Consider the following 25,083-nt stretch of genomic DNA (forward strand, 5'->3'; position numbering starts at 1 on the left):
TAAGCTATCGGATGACGAGATTGACTATTTTCGCTGATAAAGTCCTTGCAATTGCGTTAAAGCGGTTATCAATTTATCTTCATCACCTGCTAAACAATAATATTTAATTCCATTTTTATCATTATCAGGCTCTCCTTCTCGCTTTTCGAAAACGGGATATACCGATTTAATTGTTGTACTATGCTGTTCCGGACTTACTTTGAATCCATTCCAATACTGTATTTGCGATTTGTTAGTAGTTTCTTCTTTGGCTTGATCTGAGCTGGTAAAGGTTTTTCCGATTGTAAAAACCCCGTAGTTCATTTCTTCATCAATAAAAAATGAATTTGCGGTAATTTTAATTTCAGTTTTTGCACCCCTGTGCATAACACTATCCGTTCCACCGATAGCTTTTGCCAGCAGCTGATTGATGTTTTTGACGATTTCGGCTTTTGTTTGGGCAAAGCCACTGAACGATGCGGCCAGTAATAAAACCAGCGTAAGTTTTGTTTTCATAATTCTTAAGGTTTAAATATTTGTGTGTATCTAAATTTAAATAATTATTTGTTTAAAACTCATACTGAAAAGTGAGTAAACTAAAAAGGCAACCAGATAACTGATTGCCTTCAATTTATATCATTGACGGTATTATAAATTTCCCCTCAATTCCTGCTCGCGTTCTAGCGATTCGAATAACGCTTTAAAATTACCGGCACCAAAACTTTGCGCCCCTTTGCGCTGAATAATTTCGAAGAAAAGGGTAGGGCGGTCTTCCACTGGTTTAGTGAAAATCTGTAACAGGTAACCTTCTTCATCACAATCGACCAAAATCCCTAAACTTTCCAATAAAGCTATTTCTTCGTCGATTTTACCCACACGTTGTGGCATCATGTCGTAATAAGCTTCTGGTGGTGCGCTTAGGAATTCAACACCACGCGATTTCAGTTCTTTAACTGTGGTAACAATATCTTTTGTAGCTACGGCAATATGCTGAACGCCTTCACCTTCGTAGTATTCCAGGTATTCTTCAATCTGCGATTTCTTTTTGCCTTCAGCAGGCTCGTTAATCGGGAATTTCGAAAATCCGTTTCCGTTGCTCATCACCTTGCTCATCAGGGCAGAGTATTCGGTATTGATTTGTTTATCATCAAATGATAAAATGTTTACGAAACCCATCACATCTTCATACCATTGTACGGCTTCATTCATACGGTTCCAGCCTACATTGCCCACACAATGATCGATATACAATAATCCGGCATCAGCAGGTTTATAATCGCTTTCCCATACACGGTAGCCAGGCATAAATGTTCCACTGTAGTTTTTACGCTCAATAAACATGTGAACCGTTTCGCCATAAGTATAAATACCGCTCATTTTAACCTCTCCGTTTTCGTCGGTTAAAGTTTTTGGTTCCATATAAGGTTTAGCCCCGCGTTTGGTGGTTTCTTCGAAGGCACTGTAAGCATCATCAACCCAAAGGGCCAATACTTTTACCCCGTCGCCATGTTTTTTTACATGCTCTGCAATGGGGTGATCTGATTTTAGTGCCGTGGTTAAAATCAACCTGATTTTTCCTTGCTGCAAAACGTAAGAAGACCGGTCACGTACCCCGGTCTCTGGTCCGGCATAAGCCAGACTTTGAAAGCCGAATGCAGTTTTGTAATAGTGCGCTGCTTGTTTGGCATTGCCCACATAAAATTCGATATAATCCGTTCCGTTAATTGGCAGAAAATCTGGTGCTTTTGATATTTTTTCTGCAAATGTTTGTGTTTCCATTTTGTTTGTCGTTGTTATTAAGTCCGAGGTCGGAGGTCCGATTCGGGTATATTGTTATTAATTGTTGTAAAGTTTGAATGTTGAAGGTTTGAATGTGTATTACTGATTGGCGCCAGGTTCGTCTGCTCTTTATCTTCGGACACCGGTCTCCAGACTTCTGACTCTAGACTCCAAACTCACATGTCAAAACTACCCCTCCTGCCAGCTCTTATGGTAATTTTCATCCTCAATATCCAATGCATCTTGTGTAAGCATTAAAGGTTTAAAAGGATCTATCATTACTGCCAGCTCATCTGTTTTTTCTTTTCCGATCGATTTTTCTACGGTGCCAGGATGGGGGCCATGAGGGATTCCACCTGGATGCAAAGTGATCTGTCCTTTAACCACGCTCTTGCGGCTCATAAAATCGCCATCAACATAATAAAGCACTTCATCACTGTCTACATTGCTATGGTTATAGGGTGCCGGAATAGAATCGGGGTGGTAATCATACTTGCGGGGAACAAAAGAGCACACAACAAAATTATGTCCTTCGAAGGTTTGGTGAACCGGAGGAGGTTGGTGCAGGCGGCCGGTGATCGGCTCGAAATCGTGGATAGAAAAAGCATATGGATAATGATAACCGTCCCAGCCTACATAATCGAATGGGTGTGTACCATAAGTGTATGGATAAATTAAGCCTTGTTTCTTGATCAGCACTTTAAAATCGCCATACTCATCATGTGTTTGCAGGTTCTCGGGTAATCTTAAATCTCGTTCACAATAAGGCGAGTGCTCCATTAATTGGCCAAACTGATTTAAATATCTTTTAGGTGGGCGTAAGGGACTAAAACTTTCTACTATAAACAATCTATTCTGTTCATTATCGAATTCCATCTGGTAAATGGTTCCCCTTGGGATAATCAGATAATCGCCATAGGCAAACTTAATTTCCCCAAAACCTGTTTTCAGTTTTCCAGAGCCTTCGTGTACAAAAATCATTTCATCCGCCTGACTATTTTTGTAAAAATAATCGGTCATCGATTTTCTCGGCGCTGCCAGAACAATGTGTAAGTCGCTATTTACCAGAACTGGTTTTCTGCTTTTTAGAAAATCATCTTCCGGTTTGATCTTAAAACCGATCAAACTGGTATGTTTTAAATGCTTTTCGCGGGCAATTTTAGGCTCTACGCTATAAGGTTCGCCAAGGTGTTTTACAATTGTTGGTGGGTGGCAATGGTAAACCAGCGAATATAAACTGGAAAAACCTTCGGTTGATACCAATTCTTCGGCATAAAGATTTCCATCAGGTTTACGAAAAACCGTATGACGTTTAGCTGGAATCTGCCCCAATTTATGATAAATAGGCATAATTAAATGGTGTTATGGTTAGAAAGAAAAATCCTAATGAATAAACAATTAAAACGGAAATGCGTTTCAATTGATAAGAAAGGGCAAAGGAATTACAGAGAATATTGAGCCATGATCAGCTTGGATAGCATCTTATAGCGACGGGCAGCAATGGCGTCGTTCACTAAATTAATATGTAATGCTTTTAAGATCATGGTTTTAATGGTGCCAAGGTAAGTATTTTAATTAAAATTTGAAATTTTAATTACCTTTAATTCCAATATAGTCCCATTATTCCCATGAAATTTATTTTTACATTTTTAATTTGTATAGCCTTAAGTTATACCGTCAATGCACAACAAAAAGCCAGGTACAGCATTAGGGTTATCGATCGAAGCGGACACGCTGTAAGGGGCTCGTTTTATGCTGCATCCGACGATGGTGTAATCATCATCAGAAACCGTAGGGATACGGTAAAATTAAGTGCTGATAGTATTAGCGCATTGTCCATCCACCGCAAAGGGATTGCTGCGCCATTGGCCATTGCCGGAGGCTTAACCTTTTTCGTATTGGCTGCAAAGAGCGATAAATTGGTAGAGTCTGTAGTGCTTATTGCAGCAGGTGTGCCGGTTGGTGTGTCGGGAGGATTATTGATCGGTGGTTTGCTCTCCAATAAAAAACATTATAAAGGACTTCAGGCCAAAGATTTTCCGCTGATTAAAGCAAACCTTCAGAAGTATACCGTGTTAAAATAATAACACCGATTTTTATTTTGAATTATCTAATTGCTTAGCTTTACCGAGTATTTTAACCAAATCATATATGAAACTAGTATCCTATAAAACCGAAGACAGAGAGCATCTTGGTGTGTTTGTAAATGGGCATATCTATAACTTAAATAGCTGCGATAAGCTTATTCCTGATCAAATGGGTGAGTTTTTGCTTGGTGGGGAGGTATTGATGGAAAGGGCAAAAAATATTGATGATCAGATCAAGGATGGTAGTTTGGCAGCCAAAGAAGAAATCTTTTATGAGATTTTAGCACCTGTTCCACATCCTACAAGCTGCCGTGATGGATATGCTTTCAGACAGCATGTTGCTGCGGCGCGTAGAAACAGAAAGGTTGACATGATCCCTCAGTTTGATGAATATCCGATCTTTTATTTCACCAATCACAATGCCATCCAGGGTACGGGTGAAATTGAATGCATGCCAGATCATTTTGAAAAGCTCGATTTCGAATTAGAACTCGCCATTGTAATCGGTAAAAAAGGAAGAAATATTAAAGCTGCAGAGGCTGATGACTACATTGCCGGTTATATGGTAATGAATGATATGAGTGCGCGTACCTTGCAAATGGAAGAAATGTTATTGAATTTAGGCCCTGCAAAGGGAAAAGATTTTTCTACCGTAATTGGTCCGTGGCTGGTAACACCCGATGAATTGTTGCAATACAAGGTGGCTCCAAAAGAAGGGCATGTAGGTAATGCTTACGATCTTAAAATGACCTGTCGCGTTAATGGTATCGAAGTTTCCAAAGGAAACGCTGCAGATATGGACTGGACCTTCGCCGAAATTATAGAACGTTGTTCTTATGGAGTAGACATTCTTCCAGGAGATGTAATTGGCTCCGGAACGGTGGGTACAGGTTGTTTCTTAGAATTAAATGGTACAGGTTTACTTAACGATCCAAATTATAAAGTACAGTGGCTACAGCCAGGCGATGTGGTAGAAATGGAAATCACAGGACTGGGGGCTTTAACGAATACAATTACTAAGGTGAATACAGATTTTTCTATTTTAGGGTTGAAGAAACACTAAATTTTTTAAAGAATTAGGAAAGCAGGGTTCCGCACATTTTGGTTAATGTGGTCCTGCCGTTCGCTTTACTCCGCAAAAGCAGAAAAAGCTCTTGCTCGTGCTCGCTGCTGTCAGGTTTAAATAACTTAGGTTGACCTTACTATCTAAACCCGACAGTAGCGGTATCTCCCGATTCTTCATCGGGAATAATAGCGAATGGCGGGACTGGCGTCCCTAATAGCCACTGCACTTGCTTTCTAAAAATAATAATTTAAATTTAATCAGTAAAAATTTTGCTATCACTTAAAACCGAAGATTTAAGCGCCGTAGACCTTCAGAACTACCTCCAATACGCTATCGCTCCGCGACCGATCTGCTTTGCCTCAACCATTGATACCGAGGGGAATATCAATTTGAGTCCTTTCAGTTTCTTTAATATGTTTAGCACAAAACCACCGATCTGTGTTTTTTCCCCATCGAGGCGGGTGCGCGATAATACCACCAAACATACTTTAGAAAACGTGCATCAGGTAAAAGAATGTGTGATCAATATCGTAAATTACGATATGGTACAGCAAATGAGCCTGGCAAGCACCGAATATGCAAAAGGGGTAAATGAATTTGAAAAGGCGGGATTTACCATGCTGAAATCAGAATTGGTTCAACCGCCAAGAGTTGCTGAAGCACCAGTACAGTTTGAGTGTGTGGTTAACGAAGTCATCTCTTTAGGCGATAACCATGGTGCGGGGAACCTGATTCTGGCCGAAATCAAGCTGATCCATATTAACGAAGCTATTTTAGATGAAAATGGCAGAATAGATCAACATAAAATCGATCTGGTGGCCCGCTTAGGTGGCGATTGGTATTGTAGGGTTACAGATCAGAACCTTTTTAAAGTAGCAAAACCGCTAGCCAAACTGGGAATAGGGGTAGACCGTCTGCCGCACTCCGTCCGTTTTTCGAAAGTATTAACGGGAAATGATCTGGGAATGCTGGGCAACGTTGAACATTTACCAAGCGATGAAGAGATCGATCTGATCAGCACGAATCCCGAGGTAAAAGAAGTATTGGATGCCACCATTGGCGATAGTACCAACCGTGAAAGAGAACTGCACGAACTGGCTAAAAAGTTTCTCAGCAATGAAGAAGTAGCGCTTGCTTTAAAGATTGTTTTGCTTTAAATTTATTAAGGTAATTTTTAGCTATGCATACACTTGTTCAGGTAGACCAGTACATTATCAATTCGGCAGAATTTGCCATTCCAATTTTAGATCATTTAAGAAATCTGGTGCATAAAGCGGATGCGCGTATTGAAGAAAAAATTAAATGGGGAATGCCATTTTTCGATTTTAAAGGTACAGTTTGCCACATGGCTTCCTTTAAAAACCACTGTGCCTTTGGTTTTTGGAAAGGATCGTTAATGAACGATGAATACGGAATTTTTAAAGAGCGCTCTGAGGCAATGGGTTTGTTGGGGAAAATAACTTCTTTTGAAGATCTGCCTTCAGATGAGATATTGATCGCCTATATTCAACAAGCAATTCTATTAAATGAAAACAACATCAAATTACCGCCGAAACCAAAATCTACGGAAAAGAAAGAACTCATTGTACCCGAATACCTAATCGAAGCCCTGCAAGAAGATCCGGAAGCATTAGCAGTTTTTCAGAACTTTAGCACATCCAACAAGAAAGATTATGTATTGTGGCTTGAAGAAGCTAAAACTGAAGCGACCAGGCAGAAAAGACTTGTAACCACATTAGTATGGCTTGCAGAAGGCAAAACAAGAATGTGGAAATATAAAAAGTAGATTATATAATACTTACAATTTTCATAAAGCGGGCTTTATAATGGCCGTCCAGATCGGTAATGGTTACCTGGTGTGCCTTGCCTGAAGAAGCATGGATAAATTTAATTCCATTTTCATCAATAGAATAAACAATGCCAACATGGCCTATTCTTCTTACTCTGGAGTTACTCCCGGTAAAAATCAATACATCACCAACCTTTGCATTTTCTAAACTGGTTTCTTTACCTGCATAGCTAAACTCTCTCGAAGAGCGTGGAACCTTAAAACCAAAATTGCTGAATACATAACTCACAAAACCAGAACAGTCAAAACCAACTTTAGGGTTGCTGGTAGCATAACGATAAGGGATGCCCAGCATACTTTTGGCAAAATCGATAAGTGATGTAGAACTTGTAGTAGCATTGTTTTCTGTAACCGTAGCTTCTTTTGGAAGGTTGGCAACCAGCTTTTTTACCAGTTCCTGGTATTGTGCGGGTAAGATTGTTTGGGCTTTTCCTGCCGTGGCAGACAAAATGAAAAACAGAATTGGGAATATTATTTTCTTCATATGTTGGAACCAAAGATATAAAAAATATCTAAAGTCGGTTAAAATGTTGAAAATGAGTTCAAACAAAAAAGTCTGAGCGATTGGCCCAGACTTAAATTAAAATATTTGGTTTCGATTAAATACTTGGGAACATGGTTTGCGCCCTATCACCAATTAATGGAATAGGTTTTTTCTCACCTTGTATTGCGGCAATTAATCCGATAATCCACAATACGAATAATCCAATTTGAACAATCCGAAGGATATAAACAGCATCTAAAAAACCAGTTGCAAAAATTAATGGGATTAAAAATAAACTTAAGCCCCAGCTCAGTACGGTTGATGCCAAATGAAACAGAAGCGTCTGTTTTAAATGATATCTACTTAATTCGGTCTGATTATCTTTATACATGGCAAAATAGGCAATTAACCAGCCAATAAACCAAAAGTAACTTACTATTGCGGCATTTTTTCCGTTATCGGCAGTTTTAAAAGGGGAATTCGTTTCCATAGATTTTTTTAGTTTTCCGTTTAGATCTGTAAATTACTAAAAAATATGGATATTAAGGTGTAGTAACGGCTACTGGCAGAATCTTTCCGTTGAAAAATTTGTGTCCGGTTTTAGCAAAATCGGCCACATATTTCCCCATTTCGAAAGCCATAACGGGACTTTGGTAGCCCGGAAAAGCAGCTTCGAGCATCTCCGTTTGTGCGGATCCTAAAGCCAGACAATTGATTTTGATTCCAGTTTCGGCCAGCTCAAATGCCAAACATTCGGTTAAAGCGTGCAAGGCCGCTTTACTAGCTGAATATGCAGAAAGCCCGGGAAATTTAACACTCCCCTGAAAACCACCCATACTGCCAATGTTTACAATGTGGCTTCCGCTTTGCATGAATGGTAAAACACTTTGGATCATCCTGAAATGCGAAATCACATTGCTCTGCAACATCTCACCCAGGTCTGATTCTGTGGTTTCTAAAAAAGGTTTGTTAATTAGTGCTCCGGCATTATTGATCAGAATATCGACAGTACCCAAACGCTCTTTAAAAAATGGAACTAGCGCAGCATAATCATCGTTTACAATATCGAATTCTACTGGGAGCAGCGTGCAGTCGGGATTAATGCCTTTAGCTATTTCCAATAGTTTACGGAGTTTATCTGCCGAACGTGCAATGGCTACTATTTTATTCTCTTTCTGTAAGCTAAATTCTAAAGCAGTTTCGAACCCGATTCCGCTACTGGCGCCTGTAATTATAATGTTCATTAAAAAATGTTAGTTTGTTGTAAAGTTAAAATTGTTGTAAAGTTAAAATTGTTGTAAAGTTAGCAGTTGGAATGTTCTTATCTATAGTCCTCGTTTGTAACGAGCATTAGTGAGAATGTTCTTAGCTATAGTCCTCGTTTGTAACGAGGATTAGTGAGAATGGCGATTTTATCGCCAATTATTGTATCTTATTTTGTTAACGAAAAATATAGCAAACTAAACAAAATTATTCCTTAAAATTTTCTGGTAACATACACTACCTAAGTTGCGTTGTAATTTACTGAAATGTTTACGTAAACTTTTTTTAGCAACTCCTGAAAATGCTTTCTGGATTGCTTCAATAACTTTTTATTTAGTAATCGGCTGCTTAATTCAATTATCATATTCAAGTTTAATTAAAAATCTTGCTTTTTAAATAATATACATCACCTTATAAATGCGATTCTCCTCCATCCTCGTTACAAACGAGGACGATAAATCAATCTTCCACAAGCAGCTGACTCACCGGGTTTTTAATCACATGTAAACCATCGCTGATCAATTTGCTATGATCGATTTCCCGGCCGGCTTTAATTTCCAAATACACCTGAACTTCTTTTTCCAGCTGGTGGTAAAGCTTTTTATGATAAATAATTTCCAGAATTTCTAATGCACATAGCCAATCCTGTCTGTGGTTTGTTTTCAGTTGTGCAAAGATTTCGCCAAGCTGATCGAGGTTTTCGCCGCTTTCCCTGATCGCTCTTACGGTTCTGTACAAGCTGTGCAGCCTTACGGTTTTGTCATCATAGCTAATCTGATGGGTTTTCTCTCCACTGATTAAAGTAATCTCTTCGTAGGCATCTTTATCGGCAGCGCCGTTAAAAACCGAAACAATGTTTTCGCCTACAGCCATATCATAAATGCCCCATTCAGGTTTAAACAGCGTATTGCCGTTGCTTTCAGTAACTGTACAATCGTTAAAGGCAATTAAAAGTACTTTGTGCTCTTCAATCAAAATAGTTTTAACAACTCCAACTACATTGATGCCGCTTTCAAATAAAAGTTCGGCCTTTTCTCCAGTTACAATTCCTGATGCCTGTAATTCTGCTACACTGTAATTTTCTAAAGCCTTTACACTGTTTTTTAATCGGCCAACCGGCGAAGAAAAACCATCAGCATGGTAATCTTTCCCATGTCCGGCCAGTTGTTTGCCGTTATGGGCCAGTGCCGATGGACCTGTGGTTTTAATAAAGGTTACTTCATCTTTAGGATTAATACCCATGTCGGTAAATACACCGCTTACCTGTAAACCCGAGCTATAAACGGCTGTTGCCACATTTTTGCAGGCAATTGCTTTCATAATGCTTTCCGTTCCGCCTCTTCTAAAAGCCATGGTATTGGCAAATTGTTCCAATACATCAATTAAATTTTGGAAGGTTTCGGTTACGAAAAGCTGCGGCTGTGGTTTGGTAATATCATAAGCATAATTAATGGTGTCGATGTTGTACCAAAGTTTTGCCACATCGTTTTGCATGCAGCTAGCACTTTCGCCGATAGAAGAAAGTAAACCTGCACCATAAATTTTGGGATTTTCTAAAGTACCGATCAAGCCATATTCAACCGTCCACCAATGTAAACGGCCAAGTAAGGCCATTTCAGACGGTTCGCCCATATTCTCGTTAATGTAGCGCAGTTCCTTTTCTGCTTTGGCAATCTGAAATTCGTCGGCATCAATCGCTTCCTTTAAAATAGAAAGTTTTCGGATGGCCTCATAAAGTTCAAAATCTTTTGCCGAAAACATTGCTTTTGCACCGATCGAGCCAAAATAACTCAGATAATTATTGTAATCAGTATCCGCGATAATAGGGGCGTGGCCGGCGCTTTCGTGTATAATATCGGGTGCTGGTGTATATTCGATGTGGTTAATCTGGCGGATATCTGCAGCAATTACCAGAACACGGTATGCCTGATATTCCATAAAGGCAGCTGGTGGAATAAACCCATCAACCGTTACCGCTCCCCAGCCAATTTTACCCAGGTTATCGTTCATGGTTTGTAGATCGGGAATGTGCTCGATGCTTAAGCCAGCCCGCTGTAAACCTTTTATGTAAGGGTAATAAGCAACATTTTTAAGATAACTGTAATTCTGGCGCATTACATAACGCCACACTGCTTGATCGATCGGCGTATATTTTTCGTAATTCTGGGCGACAATAAATTGCTTTAAATGATTGGGCAATTTTGCTACCTGCGCATTATTAAAATCATTAAAATGGCTCATGGTTATGCTGAAAATAAGTTGGTCGGCAGCTAAGTTAGGATGTTGTTTTTATCTTATCAAGAAAGCAGCCGGATAAATTAACAGGTTAAAGTAATAAAGGTTTCGGTTAGTGAAAAAGATAAATTAATGATTAGGAAAGGTAGGGCAGTATTTCATCGGAGGGGGCCCGTCGGGCTGTACGCTAAATCTTTTGCTGTCCTTCGACTGCGCTCAGGATGACCGCAAAAGGATGCCGCTTCCATCCCGTTTAACTAGTAAAGTTTGTGCTGATGAACCTGGTTTTGACCCACCCGCTATTAAAACGAAAATAGTAGCAACACCCTGGCCACCTGAACCAGACTGAAACGGAAAGCCCGGAGCGAGGCACGAGTGAGGACTTGAAGAGAAGGCGGGGCTGTAGAAACCGAAACGTTTATGGCACTGCTTTCCCCAAAAAATCAGATTAATGATTAGTAAAGCGAGGGTAGTCTTTTATAGGGAGTGTTCTGTCGGGCTGTTTGCTAAATCTTTTGCTATCCTTCGACTACGCTCAGGATGACCGCAAAAGGATACGGCTTCCATCCCGTTTAGACACAGCGGTTTGTGCGAATGGAACATGGTTTTCCAGTCACTATTAATACGAAAATAGTAGCAACACTGTGGTCACCTAAACCAGACTGATACGTAAAGCCCGGAACGAGGCACGAGTGAGAACTTGAAGAGAAGGCGGGACTGTAGAAATCGAAAGGATTGCTTTCCAAAAAAAATAAGAGTAATGATTAGGAAAGCGAGGGTAGTCTTTTATAGGGAGTGTTCTGTTGGGCTGTACGCTAATTCTTTTGCTGTCCTTCGACTACGCTCAGGATGACCGCAAAAGGATACCGCTTCCATCCCGTTTAAACACACAGGTTGGTGCTGATGTACCTGATTTTTAATCTAATCATCCTTACTATGCCTGTGCTTTCCGTATCTCCCTGCCCTGCAGTTCAGGCGGGCGTGGCAAAAAAAAGGTACTATATCCAAACTGAATCAATGATTTTTCTTCTCTTTTTTATCCCCGATTTTCTTTACGCTAAATGTAAAATAGTGTTGGTATAGGTAACTGAAAAGTGCCATTAAAACTGAAACCAATATTCTTGAAAGCATGGCTAAGGTTGGATAATCTCTCAAAAGCTCCAATAAAAACTTCAATAAAACATAATTAGCCAGTATATTGATAAACTGGAGATTTAGAAAGCGAAAAAGCTGCACCCTGCCTTTTAATTCGCTATGGGTAAATATCACATATTTGTTCAGTAAAAAACTGGTTGGTATAGCAATAGCGTAATCGATCAGTAATGATGCTGTTTCTCTCTGAAGTACAATTACCCCAAAATCTACTTCTTCACTTTTGAAAATGAAAAAGTACGCAAAATAATAGCTTAGTATCCCTAATAATAATGTACCTCCGCCAGTAGCTAAATACCTGAAATTATGTAAAGAGATATATTTTTTAAAGGGAGGGTGAAAAAAATCTATGATGGCTAAAATTGCGTTGCGCATTGATGTTAAAATATTAAATGTTTTGTGGTCGAAAGGTTACAATCAACCTATAATATAGGTGTTCTAACCGCAAAGGTAATTTTTTATATAGAATTTTATAGAAACAAAAAATGCCTCCGATAATCGGAGACATTTTAATATCATTATCCATTAGTGGCTTTGTGGGGTGGGTCTGCATGTACCATACCTTCCATTGCTTTATCCAGATTTAAATCTAAACCTTTAGCAATCGCCAAACCTAAACTCATATCGGCCCTAAACCAATGGCAAAGCTGTCGGTTCACAATTTCATCTTTTTTTACCCCGTTTATACCGCCCATGGCACTTACAATATTGGCAATGGTGTTTTTCCTCGCATCAGGGTCCATTAACCGGAACAGATTACCTGGTTGAGTATAGTGGTCATTTTCACCCTCATCATTTCTATTGTAGCTATCGGCCAATAAAGAGTCTAAAGGCCAGGCCGGTTGTTTATAACTTTGGTCAGCCACTACATCATCGAAACTATTTGGGAAATAATTAGGGTTCGATCCACCGTTTCCATTAACGGCCATTAAACCATCACGTTGATAGTTGTTGGTCATAAACGGACAACGGTTAACCGGAATCTGCTCATAATTGCCGCCTAAACGGTAACGTTGTGCATCAGGATAAGATAAAATTCGTCCCTGCAGCATTTTATCAGGCGAATAATATATACCAACTACCACATGCGCAGGAGCAAAGGCAGCCTGCTCTACATGGGCAAAGTAGTTATCCGGATTTTCGTTCAATTCCAATTCGCCCACTTCAATTAAAGGGTAATCGCGGTGTGGCCAAACCTTTGTGAGGTCGAATGGATTAATATGGTAAGTTTTGGCATCCTCAAAAGGCATAACCTGTACTTTTAACGTCCATTTTGGAAATTCACCCCTTTCTATCGCTTCAAACAGATCGCGCTGTGAATGATCAGGATCCTGTGATTTCATATCAACCGCCTCATTATTGGTGAAATTTTGGATGCCCTGTTTGGTTTTGAAGTGAAACTTTACATAAAAACGCTCGTGTTTACTGTTGTAAAAGGAGAAGGTATGACTGCCAAAACCGTGCATGTGGCGGTAAGAGAATGGTGTTCCCCTGTCGCTCATTAAAATCAATACCTGATGCAAGCTTTCGGGGTTTAAACTCCAAAAATCCCACATCATCGTTGGACTTTTCATGTTGGTTTGTGGATCGCGTTTTTGGGTATGAATAAAGTCGCCAAACTTTTTCGGGTCTTTTACAAAGAAAACGGGTGTGTTGTTGCCAACTAGATCCCAGTTGCCATCTTCGGTATAAAATTTCAGCGCAAAACCCCGTGGATCGCGCTCACTATCTGCCGATCCTTTTTCGCCACCAACGGTAGAGAAACGTAAAAACGTACGGGTTTGCTTACCAATTTCCGAGAAAAGTTTGGCCTTGGTATATTTTGTAATATCGTGGGTAACCGTAAAAGTACCATAAGCGCCAGAACCTTTTGCATGTACCACACGTTCAGGAATCCGTTCGCGGTTAAAGTGAGCCATTTTTTCATGCAAAATGAAGTCCTGGATCAGAATCGGACCGCGGGGGCCAACAGTCATGCTATCTTCGTTATTTGCATATGGAATGCCCGAAGCACTGGTTAGTTTTTTCTTTTCGCTCATCGTTTAATTCTTTCTAGTTCGATATAAAATTGGTCTAATTATCCCCCATATCAAACCGTTATTCTCTATTTCGACATAGATAATATTGATATGCTACAACCCTTTTTGATGAATTAAAATTACTAAATTTTACTCATTGTTACTGTAAAATGTAGGTTGTGCAACAAAATCGATCACCGCGCACCAGGTATATGAAGGATGTGGCTGTATACTCACGCCAACGGTATTAAGTTTGTGCTTCTGATCAAGTAAATTAAAACGGTGACCGAGGCTTGGTACGCCACAATCCAATAATAAATGACATACAATATCCAGACTGTTCGAATAGCCAAAATCGATATTTTCGCTCATGGCTTTATTGGGAAAATATTTAGATAAACGTTTCGAAAATTTATCGCCATTGCTACTTTCGTGTGTATCGAGGTTATTCCTGTTCAGATCCTGGGCATGGTTACGGCTTAAAGATGTTAGTTTGTCATCAGGATAAAACATTTGCAGGTTTTTTATCCCTCTTAGGTGTTTCAGTAAAGAGGTATAATAGGTATTGTTTCTGGTAATTCTTAACTCGTTATAGTTTCTATATTGCCGTACTTTGGCATTGTAGGTGTTAATATAATCTTCTAAAAAGGTATAATAAAACTTTTCTCCATCCAGGCGGATCAGGTTCATATACATCACAATGTTTTTTTCTTCGTTGCTTAAATAGGATGCATTTGCTGCGGTATTGGCTTTTCGAAATTCGGCATCTGTCCATTTTTGAGCATTAACTTGGCCAGCGAGGATGAACAGGAAAAGGGTAGGTAGAAGTATTTTAAACATCGGATGACTTTCATGGATAACGCCGATTGATACAGATTATTTTCTGTTCAAGGATTTTTGGTAGCGCTGGGCGGATAGGGCCTGGCGTTTGGCGGATAGCGTTGAGTAGCTAAACCGGTAAAATAACCACCAAAACACCAAGAAATTAACCTTGGTGCCTTAGTGTCTTGGTGGTTTACAAATCTGTAATATATGCCCTCAGCGTTTAGCGGATAGCGTTGAGTAGCTAAAACATAAAAATAACCACCAAGACACCAAGAACACAAAGAAATTAACCTTGGTGCCTTTGTGTCTTAGTGGTTAAAACCTGCGGATAATTATAAAAACATACCGCCCGATGCTTCAATGCGTTGTGCATTAATCCATCTTGCATCTTCCGTACATAAGAAAGCCACTACACCGCCAATATCGTCCGGTAAACCCACACGTCCTAATGCGGTATTCGCTGCTATTCCTGCGTTAAGCTGGTCGTTATCGCGTACTACACCACCGCCAAAATCCGTTTCGATGGCTCCAGGAGCAATAATATTCGATCTGATACCTCTTGTACCCAATTCTTTTGCCTGGTATTTGGTTAATGTTTCCATTGCGCCTTTCATCGAAGCATAAGCTGCATAACCTGGGGTAGCAAAACGTGCCAGACCTGTAGAAACGTTAATAATGCCACTTCCATCGTTTAATAAAGGCAAGGCTTTTTGTGTTAAAAAGAATGCTCCTTTATAATGGATGTTTACCAAAGTATCAAATTGTTCTTCGGAGGTTTCGGCAAAAGAGGCATGGATGCCAACACCTGCATTGTTAATTAAAAAGTCGAACTTTTCTGCATTAAAAACAGATTTTAGTGCATTTTTTACTTCAACGAAAAAAGTATCAAAAGTTTTGCTTTCGGCTACATTTAATTGTAAGGCAACTGCCTTTACGCCAAGTTCTTTAATTTCGTTTACTGTTTCTTCTGCTTCTTCTTTTTTAGATTGATAGGTAATGATAACATCAATTCCTTTCGACGCAATTTTTAAAGCTGCATTTTTTCCTAATCCACGGCTACCGCCGGTTACCAGGGCTATTTTATTTTGTGTTTCCATTTTCTTTTAATTTGTTAAACAAAGTTAAAGGGAAACCCGCTGTAAAAATGGTGATAGCTTAAGTAAAAATGGTGACTGTTTAAGTTTTATATGGTGATAACTTCCTTTTTTGTTGCCAAAGATTCGAAATAAGCCTCCCGGTACTGTTTTGGGGTTTGGCCTGCGAAGTGTTTGAAAAACTTGGTAAAGTTAGACGGATCGTAAGTTAATATCCGGGCAATTTCGGCAATAGGCATACTTACATTCTGCAACATTGATTTCGAAATTTCCATTAAACGTTCTTCAAAAAAGAAACATGGCGAATGGCCTGTGGCTGCTTTTATGGTGTTGCTGAGGTGGGTGGGGTGTACATGGATTAAATCGGCAAAATCCCTGACCTCAAACATTTCGATAGCACGGCCTGATACAATATCATCGAGGTGTTTATCCAATTCTTTTAAATAATCTGCGGCAATTTCATGTCGACGGGCAAAAAACTTCTGTGGAATTTTCATATCAGGGAGATTGCTGTTTAAACAAATATAATAAGCAAAAGGCGAATATGAAATTTGCTTAATATCCTTTGATATTTATGACCGAAGGATTATTAAATGCAAAAGCCACTGATTGTTAAAATCAACGGCTTAATGTTTTAAAATATAACTTTTATTTTTTGCTAAGAGGTAGATCAAATGTGCCATCTGTAACCGTTACAGATGTATTGATCGTCCCATTTTCATTGGGTGCTATAAATGAGAATGTTCCCTTTAATTTACCGCCTGCTTCGCTGGTAATCACCAAAGTGCCACTTGTAGCCGTAAATGAGCCTGTAGATGTTTGATCTTTCATATAAGATCCATTTCCATCTTCCGAAAAGTCATAAGTGCCAACGCCTTTATAACCGATTACGCCGAGAATCATGCGTTTTTCACCATTTATGGTTACTATGGTAAGTAAATTGCCAACAGCAGGCAAGTTGGTTGTTATGGCTTCACCAGTAAAACCGATTGTAGTACCATCTACTTTTGCACTTAAATTGTTGGTGCTGTTATTGGTTTCGGGCAGTTTAACCGGAACTAAACTGATATTGAACTGGCCCTCAGTAATATTTTTGTTTGTTGAAGTAGATTGGTTTTCTCCATTAAATTCAAAGGTACCTTTGATGTATTTGTCGGCTAAATAACTGGTTATTTTTATTGTTCCTGCTGTACTGCCAATGTAAGCGTCTTGAAAGAAGGATGTACCGGTAAGATAAGTTGCGAAGTTGTTATCGGCCAAGGTGTAAGTTCCAATGCCTTTAAAATCACTGATCACCAAAGTAAATGCTGTGGTACCTTTAAAGCCCGAAATTTGTGCACTTATTTTTCCGCCAACATCATAAATCTGGGCAGTAGCTAAAGTACATTGTAGTAAATCGCCATCAACTTTTGCACTCATAGTAGATACAGCCCATTCCTGGTGGTAATCGATTTCTTTTTTACAGGATGATGTAATGAAAAGGCATACGAGTGCCAATAGAGATAATTTGAAAGATATTTTCACGAGCGTTAATATGAAAGGGTTAATTAATGTGCTAGGGTAAAAAAAACTGATATAATTTTTTAACAAATCTTTCCCGCTGGTACCAATCGTTATATACCAGTTCTACCTGTTTTACTTCAAAAGTGCCGAAATCAAAATCCCTGTATTTTTCGATAAGCTTCACCAATTTATCTTTATTCTCCAGTTCCGATCTGAAACGGATGACCGTAGAATGGGCCGTTTGGATGGCATAACGTTTATCGATGCTCTGTTGCAGCGTCGAATTTTTAAACCCGGCCCGTAAATCATCCCTGATTTCGTTTAAAGTATCCGTTAAAAATCCTTGTATTAAAATGCAGGATGGTGATGCCGTAAGGCCTTTAAACTGGATCTTAAAACTTTTGTGCCTGGCTAAAATCTGTTGAATCAGCTGAATATAATCTTCAACTTTAATATCTTTCAAATCAAAACCATTATAACAGGAAATGATCGACATTAGTGTAATGTGGATATCAGCATTCTGGTAATAATATTGATCAGGCTCAATCGCTTTTGCCTCAGTTAAAAACTGCTGGATGTTATTGTTGGTTGCGGCATCTGGTCTGATGACCAAAGTAATGCCAAAACGCTGATCGGTCTCATCATCAATTAATGGGTCTGTTTCGTACTGGCCGGATGATATTTTAGCAATGGAATCGGTATAAAGTTTATAGTAGTGCTCGGTTAGATTCATGTTTTCTTACATAAAAAAGTCGCAGGCTTAAAACCTGCGACCTCGTAAAATTGTTGTCATCTCTACTGAAACGCGTACAGGCGGGGAGAAATCTACCTTTAGATCTCTCGGCTTCGCTGCTCTCCGCTCGAGATGACGGATTATGTTTTTTATGCCAACAAAGTTTTCCAGCTTACTGCCGAACCGATAATGTTTCCTAAATCGGCAATGGCTACACGCTCTTGCTCCATGCTATCGCGGTGGCGGATGGTAACCGTATTGTCTTCTAAACTTTGGTGATCAACCGTAATACAGAAAGGTGTACCCACGGCATCCTGACGGCGGTAACGTTTACCAATGGCATCTTTCTCCTCATAAATGCAGTTGAAATCAAATTTCAGCTCATCCATAATTTCACGTGCTTTTTCTGGCAAACCATCTTTTTTGGTTAAAGGGAAAACGGCTACTTTATAAGGCGCTAAAGCAGGGTGTAAACGTAATAAAGTACGGCTATCCTGTTTGTCTTCGGTGCTTAAATCCTGTTCTTCAAAAGCATTGATCATCGTTAATAAGAACATGCGGTCTAAACCGATCGAAGTTTCAATTACATACGGTACATAATTGCCATAAGGTTTTCCTTCTTCGTTTAAATCGTTGTCGAAATACTGCATTTTCTTACCAGAAAACTCCTGGTGTTGCGTTAAATCGAAATCGGTACGGCTATGGATACCCTCAACTTCTTTAAATCCGAACGGGAATTCGAACTCGATATCGGTAGCGGCATTGGCATAGTGCGCCAGTTTCACGTGGTCGTGGTAACGGTATTTTTCAGGAGCGGTACCTAATGCCTTGTGCCATTTTAACCGTGCATCTTTCCAATACTCGAACCATTTTTTATCTTCACCCGGGCGAACAAAAAATTGCATTTCCATTTGCTCAAACTCACGCATACGCATAATAAACTGACGGGCAATTACCTCATTTCTGAAAGCCTTACCAATCTGCGCAATACCAAAAGGAATTTTCATCCTTCCCGATTTTTGAACATTTAAAAAGTTTACAAAAATACCCTGCGCTGTTTCAGGGCGAAGATAAACTTCATCACTTCCTTCTGCCATTGCACCAAACTGCGTACTGAACATCAGGTTAAACTGGCGTACATCTGTCCAGTTTGAAGTTTTAGAAATCGGACAGATTACCTTATAATCAACAATTAAATCTTTTAACTGTGCTAAGTTTTCAGATTTCAGGGCCAGGTTCATTTCTACCTCCAGCACCAATCCTTTTTTTACAAATCTCCAGCTGGCTTCCTCAACAAAAGGATATTTTGTATGGTCTAAAATGGTAGCCTCATCTTTAAAAGTCGGCACCCAGCTTGCCTGGCCTTCATCACTTAAGCCTAATATCTCTTGTTGAAATTCCTCAAATTTAGCTTTATTTTCTGCACTGAAATTAGCCAGTTCCGAATATAATTCATCAATTTTATTCTCTAATAACTGATCGGCACGGTAACGTTTTTTAGAGTCTTTATTATCGATCATCGGGTCGTTAAAGCCGTCAACGTGTCCGCTGGCTTTCCATACCTTTGGGTGCATAAAAATTGCAGAGTCGATTCCTACAATGTTTTCATGCATCTGTACCATGGCTTTCCACCAGTAGGTTTTAATGTTGTTTTTTAATTCGGCACCCAATTGGCCGTAATCGTAAACAGCACTTAAGCCATCATATATTTCGCTGCTCTGGAATACAAAACCGTATTCTTTGGCGTGTGATATTACATTTTTAAATTGTTCGTCGTTATTCTTTTGAGCCATAATGCAGCAAAGATAATAAAAAGGTGGAGGGTTTAAAGGGATAAGGCTGAAGGTTTTTGATCAAGCTAAATGTAGTAGGAGTTGGTTTGTTGGTAAATTGTACATGATTAATAACCTCTTGAACAATTAACGGATTAACATTCCATTTTACATCTTCCATCTTCCATTTTTTCCTACTTTTGAAGCATGAAATTTCATCACTTCCTATTCCTGGTTATTGTTGCAGTTTTTACCTCTTGCAAAGCAAAACAAAAAAGTCATCAATATATTCAGTTTAGCACTACCCAAGAATTATATCAGTTCTTAAAATGGTCGCCGGAAAATCGTTTCCCTTTAATTAGTGCACATCGGGGTGGCCCAATGCCTGGTTTTCCCGAAAACTGCATCGAAACTTTCGATAATGCCACCACTTATAATCTAGTAATTATCGAGTTTGATATTGCCTACAGTAAAGATTCGGTAATGGTGCTGATGCACGATGATAAACTCGACAGAACCTCTACAGGAAAGGGAGCAATTGGCAATTATACGTACGAAGAGTTAAAAGCGTTTGACCTGAAAGACAATGATGGTAAAGAAACGGCCTTTAAAATCCCTACCTTGGATAGCGTGTTAAGCTGGAGCAAAGGAAAAGTTTTGTTAACCATCGATTTAAAAAAAGGTGTTTCTTATGCCAAAGTGATTGAAAAAGTGAGGCAATATAAAGTAGAAAGCAACTCTATTATCATTACCTATACAGCAGATCAGGCAAAAGATGTACATCAGTTGGCACCGGAAATGATGATCTCAGCATCTGTTCAAAAAAAGGCCGAATTGAAACGCTTAAATAACCTGGGGATTCCCAATAATCGGATCGTTGCCTTTGTAGGCGTTTCTGCGCCAGATAAAGAATTGTATCAATATCTACATGCTAAAGGCATCACCACTATTTTAGGTACGATGGGAAATATCGATAAAAGTGCATTGGCCAGTCCTGCAAGAAATGTTTATTACCATCTGGTTAATAATGGCGCTGATATTTTATCGGGCGATAACCTGCCACAAGCATCAGAAGAATTGGATAAGTTTAGGTATAATAAAAAATTAAGTTCATCTCACATGAATTAAACACAGATAAAAAAGATGCGGTTTATCGACCTGCAATCTGGTGTTGATCTGTTCAAATCTGTGGCAAAAAACAAAAAATGAGTATTTCAGTTAAAAATCTTTCCAAACATTACGATAAGCAAAAAGCGGTAGACGACATTAGCTTTGAAGCCAGGCCTGGTCGTATTTTAGGTTTTCTTGGTCCGAACGGGGCGGGTAAATCGACCACCATGCGTATGCTTACGGGCTATTTGGAACCGAGCTCTGGCGAAGCTGAAATTTCTGGTAAAAGTATCCTTGCCGAACCGATTGAAGCCAAGAAACACATTGGTTATCTTCCCGAAAATACACCGCTTTACACCGATATGTATATAAAGGAGTTTTTAAACTTTGTAGGTCAAAGTTATAAACTCACAAATTTATCCCTGCGGATAGATGAAGTGATCAAAATGGTGGGTTTAAATCCAGAACAGCATAAAAAAATCGGGATGTTATCTAAAGGTTATCGCCAGCGGGTGGGTTTAGCTCAGGCGATTATCCATAATCCGGAAGTGCTGATTTTAGACGAACCCACATCAGGCTTGGATCCCAACCAACTGGTGGATATCAGGAAATTGATTAAAACATTGGGCACGGCTAAAACAGTGGTCATTTCTACACACATTATGCAGGAAGTGGAAGCCATTTGTGATGACATCATCATCATTAACAAAGGCAAGATTGTGGCCAATGATACACTCGAAGGTCTTAAAAAAGCACATCATCAACTACCATTAGAAGATATTTTCAGAAAACTTACCGCTTAACCACATGCTTAGCCTAAAAACCACGATTACTTTTATTGCTACTTTATTTTTAATACCCTTTGCATTGAAAGCCCAAAACAGCGCAAGTATCGATGTGGGTGCGGAAATAGGTCTGCCGTCAGGAAATTTTTCAGGTTTATCGGGGATAGGTACAGGTGCTTCTATAAAAGCTGCTTTTCCCATAACGGAAGATTTTGCCCTGACTGTAAATGGTGGCTTTATGAATTTTTTCGGCAAACGGAACCAAATTTTTAAAGTACAAGACCTTACTTATATCCCGGCAAAAGCAGGTTTAAAATATCAACTGGGCGAAAGTTTTTATGCAGAAGGCCAGTTGGGGGCAGCATTGCCTTTAAACAACGGACAAAAAACTGTATTTGTCTGGTCACCGGGTATTGGGAACCAGTTTAAATTATCCGGTGGGAATAAACTCGACCTTGGCATTAGATACGAAGCATGGACAGGCAAAAACGATCTTGTTGCCATCAATAAATCCAATACCAAAGGTTTTGTAGGGATAAGGTTTGCTTATGTGTTTGGCTTGTAATTGATGATAGTCATCAGCGTATTACCAAGCTAACCCCATATTCGCAGCAAGTCCGCATCAAGTCCGCGTTTTTGTGTTAAAATGCGGACTTGATGCGAATCGTTATTTCATATATAGTTACCTTGATGTTGGCTATTCTTCGCTTTGCTATCATGGTAATGATGCCGTTTATTCGGATTAAATTTCATTGATCCCCTTTTTGATTTTTTCGTCAAAACAATACAATAACCTGTTTGTTTTGAAATCATCACACCTTTTTGGAATAAAAATATTTAGCTGTATTTATCAGTAAATCAGTATTTTGTAATTCTGTTTCAGCCTTTTCTATTTTGTTTGTAACGTTTTTGGCATAAAGCTTGTCTATAAGAGCAAAATAATTAACGAACAATAATTTAAAAATCACATGAAAAAAGTATTACTTTCTTTATTAATGGTTGCAGGTTTAGGCTTTGCAGCTTCGGCTCAAACAGAAGGAGCGGTTCAAAAACTAAGCATTGGTGCTGAGTTTGGCTTACCAACAAAAAAGAATTCGAATTCATTAATCGTTGGTGGTTCATTACAGTATGAGCATCCGGTAGCAAAGTCATTAAGTTTAACTGGTTCTGCTGGTTATTTATCAGTAATGCTAACAGGCGACGTTAAAGATGCTTTTAAAGCGTTGGGGCTTCCTACAAGTGCAGGTGTTGTTCCTTTAAAAGCAGGTGCCAAATATTATTTTGGTGGTAATTTTTATGGTGCTGGTGAACTAGGTGCTGCAGTTAGTACTGAAACTGGTGGTAACACTTTATTTGCTGTTGCACCAACTTTAGGCGCGTCATTTTCTGTTGCTGATAAATCTAGTTTAGATTTCGGTTTACGTTATGAAAACTGGTCAGGTAACGGTGGTTCTACAGGCTTCATTGGCTTACGTGCTGCTTTTGCATTCGGTTTGTAATAATATCCATAATTTATTTTCAAAGCCTCCGAGAAATTGGGGACTTTGTTGTTTATAAACAATTTAAAATCTATGAGTTAATAAAATAATTTGGTAATTATTTTATTAACTATCAAATTAGTTTTTTATCATTGTAATGTTGTCTCCTTGTAGGGAAAACACGGAAACTAAAAAAACAATTCTCACACAACTCTCAAAAAAAAATCAGATGAAAACACTAGTATTATCTTTATTAACAGTTGCAGGTTTAGGCTTTGCAGCTTCAGCTCAAACAAACAAACCTGTAACTTTTGGTGTCAAGGCAGGTATAGCTTTTCCAAGCATGACCGTCTCATCGGGAAGTGCTTCTGTAAACTTCGATTCAAAAACATCTTTTTATGTTGGCGGTACGGTTGATTTTGCAGTGTCAGATATTATTTCTATCCAACCAGGTTTAACCTTTATTAATAAAGGAACAAAACTTAACGACAATAGCATATCGTTTGAAGAAGAGGAATTTGGAACGGATGAAGAAGCAACCCTAAATTTTAAATACCTCGAATTGCCTGTAAATGTAGTTGCAAATTTTAAGTTAGGCTCAGGTAAATTATTTGTAGGTGCCGGACCGTACTTTGCTTATGCATTAAGTGCAAACGGTAAAATTGGATCAGTAAAAGAAGATATTAAATTCGGCGAGAATGAGTCAGAATTTAAACGCAGCGATTTTGGGTTAAATTTTTTGGCCGGCTATCAGTTAAACAATGGTTTTAATATCCATGCGGGATACGGATTAGGTCTTAGCAGCATCTTAGATCAGGATGTATCGGAAGATATTACCTTTAAAAACAAGGTTTTCTCAGTTGGTGTAGGTTTTTCTTTCTAGAACTGAAAGAATAATAATAAAGGAGGCTGTATCATAAAGATCATTTCTCATCAGATTTTGTCATGTTGAGCTTGTCGAAATACATAAAGGTTATTTCATAAAGTCCTTCGACAGGCTCAGGATGACAAATCTATAATGATGATACAGCCCGCCTTTTAATACAAAAAATGCTTCGATCAATCTGAATATATATTCATACGCGATGAAAAACACAGCTCTACTTTTACTTGTCTTACCATTTAGTTTAACGGCTTATGCACAGCGGAAACCTTTACCAATAACAGTTAAAGCAGGTGTAACATTCCCAAAAATGATTACCAATAACGATGCTATTGCCTACGACGGTGGCGGAATAAGTGAGAATAGTGTTAATCCTTCATTTTATTTTGGTGCTACAGTAGATATAGCTTTAGGAAAAAGTGTAAGCTTTCAGCCTGGTTTTTCAGTGGTAGGGAAAGGAACCAGGGCATTATATTCCAGCTTTTCGCCCAATAATAACATATCAGGCAAAATTAACCTGTTGTATTTCGAAATTCCAGCCAATGCGGTTACTTATATTCCTGTAGGAAAAGATAGGTTGTTTTTTGGTTTAGGACCCTATATCGGCATTGCTTTATCAGGAACCGCTAAATATACTTATACAAATACGGATGTGGTAAGACCAGATAAGCAAAATATTAAATTCGGAGCTGATCAGGATTTTAAGCGCTTTGATTTTGGTGGAAACGCTTTAGCTGGTTATCAGCTCAATAATGGATTAAATGTACATGCCGGTATTAGCACAAGTTTGCTAAAAATTTCCAATTCTAAAGATACCTACCTGAAAGCTAAAAACCTGGTATATTCGATAGGGTTGGGCTTTTCTTTATAAGTACAGCTGGGATAGCCTTTAAGAATTTTTTCTAAACAGTACTTTCGATTTATAATGCATGTTTTAATCGATGTCCTTTTAATTTTGCAGGAATAAATGGTTAACTTCGGCGTTTTA

The 25,083-nt window shown here is 38.9% G+C and carries 26 protein-coding genes; 10 read left to right on the plus strand and 16 right to left on the minus strand.

What is annotated here, in order from left to right; all coding sequences use genetic code 11:
• Positions 1 to 24: 24 nt before the first annotated feature.
• The 3 genes from R2S57_RS07105 to R2S57_RS07115 form a co-directional block, all read right to left on the minus strand.
• On the minus strand, positions 25 to 495 hold the full coding sequence (locus R2S57_RS07105; protein ID WP_316844353.1) for a hypothetical protein: 471 nt from the start codon (positions 493 to 495) through the stop codon (positions 25 to 27).
• Between the two features lie 132 nt (positions 496 to 627).
• A complete protein-coding gene (hppD, locus tag R2S57_RS07110) occupies positions 628 to 1,758 on the minus strand; it encodes a 4-hydroxyphenylpyruvate dioxygenase (protein WP_316844354.1) in 1,131 nt (376 codons plus the stop codon).
• A gap of 189 nt (positions 1,759 to 1,947) precedes the next feature.
• Complete coding sequence (locus tag R2S57_RS07115) at positions 1,948 to 3,108, minus strand: homogentisate 1,2-dioxygenase (protein ID WP_316827597.1); 1,161 nt, start codon at positions 3,106 to 3,108, stop codon at positions 1,948 to 1,950.
• A gap of 278 nt (positions 3,109 to 3,386) precedes the next feature.
• On the opposite strand from R2S57_RS07115, the gene R2S57_RS07120 reads away from it, so the two are divergent.
• From R2S57_RS07120 to R2S57_RS07135, 4 genes are all read left to right on the plus strand, one after another.
• The gene (locus R2S57_RS07120; protein ID WP_316844355.1) at positions 3,387 to 3,842 is read left to right on the plus strand and encodes a hypothetical protein; all 456 of its coding nucleotides are present in this window, start codon (positions 3,387 to 3,389) and stop codon (positions 3,840 to 3,842) included.
• A gap of 67 nt (positions 3,843 to 3,909) precedes the next feature.
• Entirely contained in the window at positions 3,910 to 4,908 is a 999-nt protein-coding gene (locus tag R2S57_RS07125; protein WP_316844356.1) for a fumarylacetoacetate hydrolase family protein, read from the plus strand.
• 272 nt (positions 4,909 to 5,180) lie between these two features.
• Complete coding sequence (locus tag R2S57_RS07130; RefSeq protein WP_316844357.1) at positions 5,181 to 6,068, plus strand: flavin reductase family protein; 888 nt, start codon at positions 5,181 to 5,183, stop codon at positions 6,066 to 6,068.
• A 23-nt stretch (positions 6,069 to 6,091) separates the two neighbouring features.
• On the plus strand, positions 6,092 to 6,697 hold the full coding sequence (locus R2S57_RS07135) for a YdeI/OmpD-associated family protein (protein WP_316844358.1): 606 nt from the start codon (positions 6,092 to 6,094) through the stop codon (positions 6,695 to 6,697).
• Between the two features lies 1 nt (position 6,698).
• Here the strand turns inward: R2S57_RS07135 and R2S57_RS07140 are convergent, their stop codons facing one another.
• From R2S57_RS07140 to R2S57_RS07200, 13 genes are all read right to left on the minus strand, one after another.
• Positions 6,699 to 7,244 carry a C40 family peptidase gene (locus R2S57_RS07140; RefSeq protein WP_316844359.1) on the minus strand — a complete coding sequence of 182 codons (546 nt, stop codon included), beginning with the start codon at positions 7,242 to 7,244 and terminating at the stop codon, positions 6,699 to 6,701.
• A gap of 115 nt (positions 7,245 to 7,359) precedes the next feature.
• The gene (locus R2S57_RS07145; protein WP_316844360.1) at positions 7,360 to 7,734 is read right to left on the minus strand and encodes a hypothetical protein; all 375 of its coding nucleotides are present in this window, start codon (positions 7,732 to 7,734) and stop codon (positions 7,360 to 7,362) included.
• A gap of 52 nt (positions 7,735 to 7,786) precedes the next feature.
• The gene (locus R2S57_RS07150) at positions 7,787 to 8,488 is read right to left on the minus strand and encodes an SDR family oxidoreductase (protein ID WP_316844361.1); all 702 of its coding nucleotides are present in this window, start codon (positions 8,486 to 8,488) and stop codon (positions 7,787 to 7,789) included.
• A gap of 478 nt (positions 8,489 to 8,966) precedes the next feature.
• Positions 8,967 to 10,748, minus strand: coding sequence for an aromatic amino acid hydroxylase (locus R2S57_RS07155; RefSeq protein WP_316844362.1), 1,782 nt, complete (start codon positions 10,746 to 10,748; stop codon positions 8,967 to 8,969).
• A gap of 1,008 nt (positions 10,749 to 11,756) precedes the next feature.
• Positions 11,757 to 12,269: a GtrA family protein gene (locus R2S57_RS07160; RefSeq protein ID WP_316844363.1), complete on the minus strand. Its 513-nt coding sequence runs from the start codon at positions 12,267 to 12,269 to the stop codon at positions 11,757 to 11,759.
• Between the two features lie 143 nt (positions 12,270 to 12,412).
• The gene (locus tag R2S57_RS07165) at positions 12,413 to 13,933 is read right to left on the minus strand and encodes a catalase (protein WP_316844364.1); all 1,521 of its coding nucleotides are present in this window, start codon (positions 13,931 to 13,933) and stop codon (positions 12,413 to 12,415) included.
• Positions 13,934 to 14,062: 129 nt separating this feature from the next.
• On the minus strand, positions 14,063 to 14,752 hold the full coding sequence (locus R2S57_RS07170; RefSeq protein ID WP_316844365.1) for a CAP domain-containing protein: 690 nt from the start codon (positions 14,750 to 14,752) through the stop codon (positions 14,063 to 14,065).
• 317 nt (positions 14,753 to 15,069) lie between these two features.
• The gene (locus R2S57_RS07175) at positions 15,070 to 15,834 is read right to left on the minus strand and encodes an SDR family NAD(P)-dependent oxidoreductase (protein ID WP_316844366.1); all 765 of its coding nucleotides are present in this window, start codon (positions 15,832 to 15,834) and stop codon (positions 15,070 to 15,072) included.
• An 86-nt stretch (positions 15,835 to 15,920) separates the two neighbouring features.
• Positions 15,921 to 16,328: an AraC family transcriptional regulator gene (locus R2S57_RS07180; protein WP_316844367.1), complete on the minus strand. Its 408-nt coding sequence runs from the start codon at positions 16,326 to 16,328 to the stop codon at positions 15,921 to 15,923.
• A gap of 151 nt (positions 16,329 to 16,479) precedes the next feature.
• Positions 16,480 to 17,355 (minus strand): DUF6252 family protein, encoded by an 876-nt coding sequence (locus R2S57_RS07185; RefSeq protein WP_316844368.1) that lies wholly within the window; start codon positions 17,353 to 17,355, stop codon positions 16,480 to 16,482.
• Positions 17,356 to 17,386: 31 nt separating this feature from the next.
• The gene (locus R2S57_RS07190) at positions 17,387 to 18,067 is read right to left on the minus strand and encodes a 2'-5' RNA ligase family protein (RefSeq protein ID WP_316844369.1); all 681 of its coding nucleotides are present in this window, start codon (positions 18,065 to 18,067) and stop codon (positions 17,387 to 17,389) included.
• Positions 18,068 to 18,216: 149 nt separating this feature from the next.
• Complete coding sequence (locus R2S57_RS07195; RefSeq protein ID WP_316844370.1) at positions 18,217 to 19,860, minus strand: glycine--tRNA ligase; 1,644 nt, start codon at positions 19,858 to 19,860, stop codon at positions 18,217 to 18,219.
• Positions 19,844 to 20,020, minus strand: coding sequence for a hypothetical protein (locus R2S57_RS07200; protein WP_316844371.1), 177 nt, complete (start codon positions 20,018 to 20,020; stop codon positions 19,844 to 19,846). The genes R2S57_RS07195 and R2S57_RS07200 overlap by 17 nt, the downstream gene beginning before the upstream one ends.
• A gap of 26 nt (positions 20,021 to 20,046) precedes the next feature.
• On the opposite strand from R2S57_RS07200, the gene R2S57_RS07205 reads away from it, so the two are divergent.
• The 6 genes from R2S57_RS07205 (at position 20,047) to R2S57_RS07230 (ending at position 24,966) form a co-directional block, all read left to right on the plus strand.
• Positions 20,047 to 20,967: a glycerophosphodiester phosphodiesterase family protein gene (locus R2S57_RS07205; protein WP_316844372.1), complete on the plus strand. Its 921-nt coding sequence runs from the start codon at positions 20,047 to 20,049 to the stop codon at positions 20,965 to 20,967.
• A 77-nt stretch (positions 20,968 to 21,044) separates the two neighbouring features.
• A complete protein-coding gene (locus R2S57_RS07210) occupies positions 21,045 to 21,752 on the plus strand; it encodes an ATP-binding cassette domain-containing protein (protein WP_316844373.1) in 708 nt (235 codons plus the stop codon).
• 4 nt (positions 21,753 to 21,756) lie between these two features.
• Positions 21,757 to 22,299: a hypothetical protein gene (locus R2S57_RS07215; protein ID WP_316844374.1), complete on the plus strand. Its 543-nt coding sequence runs from the start codon at positions 21,757 to 21,759 to the stop codon at positions 22,297 to 22,299.
• A 403-nt stretch (positions 22,300 to 22,702) separates the two neighbouring features.
• Positions 22,703 to 23,233: a hypothetical protein gene (locus R2S57_RS07220; RefSeq protein WP_316844375.1), complete on the plus strand. Its 531-nt coding sequence runs from the start codon at positions 22,703 to 22,705 to the stop codon at positions 23,231 to 23,233.
• Between the two features lie 208 nt (positions 23,234 to 23,441).
• On the plus strand, positions 23,442 to 24,095 hold the full coding sequence (locus R2S57_RS07225) for a porin family protein (RefSeq protein ID WP_316844376.1): 654 nt from the start codon (positions 23,442 to 23,444) through the stop codon (positions 24,093 to 24,095).
• A gap of 202 nt (positions 24,096 to 24,297) precedes the next feature.
• Positions 24,298 to 24,966: a porin family protein gene (locus R2S57_RS07230; protein WP_316844377.1), complete on the plus strand. Its 669-nt coding sequence runs from the start codon at positions 24,298 to 24,300 to the stop codon at positions 24,964 to 24,966.
• Positions 24,967 to 25,083: the final 117 nt, after the last annotated feature.

This window comes from Pedobacter psychrodurus (assembly GCF_032678585.1).
In the GTDB taxonomy this organism is placed as follows: domain Bacteria; phylum Bacteroidota; class Bacteroidia; order Sphingobacteriales; family Sphingobacteriaceae; genus Pedobacter; species Pedobacter psychrodurus_A.

Excerpts from the sequence above, each read along its gene's own strand:
- R2S57_RS07225 (WP_316844376.1), top strand. The coding sequence starts at position 23,442 with ATGAAAACACTAGTATTATCTTTATTAACAGTTGCAGGTTTAGGCTTT.
- R2S57_RS07205 (WP_316844372.1), top strand. The coding sequence starts at position 20,047 with ATGAAATTTCATCACTTCCTATTCCTGGTTATTGTTGCAGTTTTTACC.
- R2S57_RS07105 (WP_316844353.1), bottom strand. The coding sequence starts at position 495 with ATGAAAACAAAACTTACGCTGGTTTTATTACTGGCCGCATCGTTCAGT.
- R2S57_RS07120 (WP_316844355.1), top strand. The coding sequence starts at position 3,387 with ATGAAATTTATTTTTACATTTTTAATTTGTATAGCCTTAAGTTATACC.
- R2S57_RS07155 (WP_316844362.1), bottom strand. The coding sequence starts at position 10,748 with ATGAGCCATTTTAATGATTTTAATAATGCGCAGGTAGCAAAATTGCCC.
- hppD (WP_316844354.1), bottom strand. The coding sequence starts at position 1,758 with ATGGAAACACAAACATTTGCAGAAAAAATATCAAAAGCACCAGATTTT.
- R2S57_RS07220 (WP_316844375.1), top strand. The coding sequence starts at position 22,703 with ATGAAAAAAGTATTACTTTCTTTATTAATGGTTGCAGGTTTAGGCTTT.
- R2S57_RS07175 (WP_316844366.1), bottom strand. The coding sequence starts at position 15,834 with ATGGAAACACAAAATAAAATAGCCCTGGTAACCGGCGGTAGCCGTGGA.
- R2S57_RS07210 (WP_316844373.1), top strand. The coding sequence starts at position 21,045 with ATGAGTATTTCAGTTAAAAATCTTTCCAAACATTACGATAAGCAAAAA.
- R2S57_RS07200 (WP_316844371.1), bottom strand. The coding sequence starts at position 20,020 with ATGGAAGATGTAAAATGGAATGTTAATCCGTTAATTGTTCAAGAGGTT.
- R2S57_RS07215 (WP_316844374.1), top strand. The coding sequence starts at position 21,757 with ATGCTTAGCCTAAAAACCACGATTACTTTTATTGCTACTTTATTTTTA.
- R2S57_RS07150 (WP_316844361.1), bottom strand. The coding sequence starts at position 8,488 with ATGAACATTATAATTACAGGCGCCAGTAGCGGAATCGGGTTCGAAACT.
- R2S57_RS07165 (WP_316844364.1), bottom strand. The coding sequence starts at position 13,933 with ATGAGCGAAAAGAAAAAACTAACCAGTGCTTCGGGCATTCCATATGCA.
- R2S57_RS07140 (WP_316844359.1), bottom strand. The coding sequence starts at position 7,244 with ATGAAGAAAATAATATTCCCAATTCTGTTTTTCATTTTGTCTGCCACG.
- R2S57_RS07115 (WP_316827597.1), bottom strand. The coding sequence starts at position 3,108 with ATGCCTATTTATCATAAATTGGGGCAGATTCCAGCTAAACGTCATACG.
- R2S57_RS07195 (WP_316844370.1), bottom strand. The coding sequence starts at position 19,860 with ATGGCTCAAAAGAATAACGACGAACAATTTAAAAATGTAATATCACAC.
- R2S57_RS07230 (WP_316844377.1), top strand. The coding sequence starts at position 24,298 with ATGAAAAACACAGCTCTACTTTTACTTGTCTTACCATTTAGTTTAACG.
- R2S57_RS07145 (WP_316844360.1), bottom strand. The coding sequence starts at position 7,734 with ATGGAAACGAATTCCCCTTTTAAAACTGCCGATAACGGAAAAAATGCC.
- R2S57_RS07135 (WP_316844358.1), top strand. The coding sequence starts at position 6,092 with ATGCATACACTTGTTCAGGTAGACCAGTACATTATCAATTCGGCAGAA.
- R2S57_RS07125 (WP_316844356.1), top strand. The coding sequence starts at position 3,910 with ATGAAACTAGTATCCTATAAAACCGAAGACAGAGAGCATCTTGGTGTG.
- R2S57_RS07180 (WP_316844367.1), bottom strand. The coding sequence starts at position 16,328 with ATGAAAATTCCACAGAAGTTTTTTGCCCGTCGACATGAAATTGCCGCA.
- R2S57_RS07170 (WP_316844365.1), bottom strand. The coding sequence starts at position 14,752 with ATGTTTAAAATACTTCTACCTACCCTTTTCCTGTTCATCCTCGCTGGC.
- R2S57_RS07190 (WP_316844369.1), bottom strand. The coding sequence starts at position 18,067 with ATGAATCTAACCGAGCACTACTATAAACTTTATACCGATTCCATTGCT.
- R2S57_RS07160 (WP_316844363.1), bottom strand. The coding sequence starts at position 12,269 with ATGCGCAACGCAATTTTAGCCATCATAGATTTTTTTCACCCTCCCTTT.